Origin of the sequence: Sulfitobacter sp. AS59 (assembly GCF_038899995.1) — a bacterium.
Taxonomy (GTDB): domain Bacteria; phylum Pseudomonadota; class Alphaproteobacteria; order Rhodobacterales; family Rhodobacteraceae; genus Sulfitobacter.
Genome location: NZ_JBBMQK010000020.1, coordinates 1 through 2,500, shown reverse-complemented (window position 1 = coordinate 2,500; position 2,500 = coordinate 1). Strand labels below are relative to the sequence as shown.

Genomic DNA, 2,500 nt, shown 5'->3' with positions numbered 1-2,500 from the left:
AAGCGAGTCTTAATAGGGCGTTGAGTTTGTGGGATCAGACCCGAAACCGAGTGATCTAGGCATGGCCAGGTTGAAGGTAAGGTAACACTTACTGGAGGACCGAACCCACATCCGTTGAAAAGGATCGGGATGAGCTGTGCCTAGGGGTGAAAGGCCAATCAAACTCGGAGATAGCTGGTTCTCTGCGAAATCTATTTAGGTAGAGCGTCATCCGAATACCCTCGGGGGTAGAGCACTGGATGGGTAATGGGGCCCCACAGGCTTACTGATCCTAACCAAACTCCGAATACCGAGGAGTACTAGATGGCAGACACACGGCGAATGCTAACGTCCGTCGTGAAGAGGGAAACAACCCTGACCTACAGCTAAGGCCCCTAATTCATGGCTAAGTGGGAAAGCAGGTGAGACGACCAAAACAACCAGGAGGTTGGCTTAGAAGCAGCCATCCTTTAAAGATAGCGTAACAGCTCACTGGTCTAAATAAGTTGTCTTGCGGCGAAGATGTAACGGGGCTCAAGCCATGAGCCGAAGCTTAGGATGCATTTATTGCATGGTAGCAGAGCGTAGTGTGACATAATTCCATGTCTCCTTAACCACTTCGGTGGGATTGGAGACGCGGAGTTTTCTGTGAAGCGGGCCTGTGAGGGATCCCGTGGAGAGATCACTAGTGAGAATGATGACATGAGTAGCGACAAAGAGTGTGAGAGACACTCTCGCCGAAAATCCAAGGGTTCCTGCTTAAAGCTAATCTGAGCAGGGTAAGCCGACCCCTAAGGCGAGGCCGAAAGGCGTAGTCGATGGGAACCAGGTTAATATTCCTGGGCCAGATGGAAGTGACGGATCTCGAGGGTAGTTCATCCTTATCGGATTGAATGGGCTGCTTAGAGGTCCCTGGAAATAGCTCCATCGTTAGATCGTACCCTAAACCGACACAGGTGGATAGGTAGAGAATACCAAGGCGCTTGAGAGAACTATGTTGAAGGAACTCGGCAAAATACCTCCGTAAGTTCGCGAGAAGGAGGCCCGGTTTCTAGGCAACTAGAGGCTGGGGGCACAAACCAGGGGGTGGCGACTGTTTATTAAAAACACAGGGCTCTGCGAAGTCGTAAGACGACGTATAGGGTCTGACGCCTGCCCGGTGCCTGAAGGTTAAAAGGAGGGGTGAGAGCTCTGAATTGAAGCCCAGGTAAACGGCGGCCGTAACTATAACGGTCCTAAGGTAGCGAAATTCCTTGTCGGGTAAGTTCCGACCTGCACGAATGGCGTAACGACTTCCCCGCTGTCTCCAACATAGACTCAGCGAAATTGAATTACCGGTCAAGATGCCGGTTACCCGCGGTTAGACGGAAAGACCCCGTGCACCTTTACTACAACTTCACACTGGCATTAGGCCGAACATGTGCAGGATAGGTGGTGGGCTTTGAAGCGTGAACGCCAGTTTGCGTGGAGCCTCCCTTGAGATACCACCCTTGTTCTGCTTGATGTCTAACCGCGGTCCGTTATCCGGATCCGGGACCCTGTGTGGTGGGTAGTTTGACTGGGGCGGTCGCCTCCTAAATCGTAACGGAGGCGCGCGAAGGTTGGCTCAGAGCGGTCGGAAATCGCTCGTTGAGTGCAATGGCAGAAGCCAGCCTGACTGCGAGACTGACAAGTCGAGCAGAGTCGAAAGACGGCCATAGTGATCCGGTGGTCCCAAGTGGGAGGGCCATCGCTCAACGGATAAAAGGTACGCCGGGGATAACAGGCTGATACTGCCCAAGAGTCCATATCGACGGCAGTGTTTGGCACCTCGATGTCGGCTCATCTCATCCTGGGGCTGGAGCAGGTCCCAAGGGTACGGCTGTTCGCCGTTTAAAGAGGTACGTGAGCTGGGTTTAGAACGTCGTGAGACAGTTCGGTCCCTATCTTCCGTGGGTGTAGGATACTTGAGAGGAGTTGCCCCTAGTACGAGAGGACCGGGGTGAACGATCCACTGGTGGACCAGTTGTTATGCCAATAGCAGTGCTGGGTAGCTATGATCGGACAGGATAACCGCTGAAGGCATCTAAGCGGGAAGCCCCCCTCAAAACAAGGTATCCCTGAGAGCCGAGGTAGACCACCTCGTCGATAGGCCAGAGATGTAAGCGTAGTAATACGTTCAGTTGACTGGTACTAATGGCTCGATAGGCTTGATTTGATCCAGTAGAAGCAAGACTTAGCCGCGCTCAAGTAGCAAAGCGGAAATGCACTACAGATTAATCAAAAGCATACACACATACATAACTGTACTGACTTGGACATTTGTTGAATTTATTCGGTTTGGTGGTCATAGCGTAAGCAAAACACCCGATCCCATCCCGAACTCGGCAGTTAAGTGCTACTGCGCCAATGGTACTGCGTCTTAAGACGTGGGAGAGTAGGTCACCGCCAAACCTAATAAGTTCAATAAATGCGTATCTCTCTAAACGATAACAATACAAAACGCCCGCTTAGGATAATCCCTAAGCGGGCGCTTTGCGTT

2 rRNA genes (1 of these 2 cut by a window edge) are annotated in these 2,500 nt (G+C 51.9%); both read left to right on the top strand.

The window, feature by feature from the left end:
* A 23S ribosomal RNA gene (locus WNY39_RS17830) occupies positions 1-2,176 on the top strand (it extends 655 nt beyond the left edge of the window).
* 121 nt (positions 2,177-2,297) lie between these two features.
* Positions 2,298-2,412, top strand: a 5S ribosomal RNA gene (gene rrf / locus WNY39_RS17825).
* Positions 2,413-2,500: the final 88 nt, after the last annotated feature.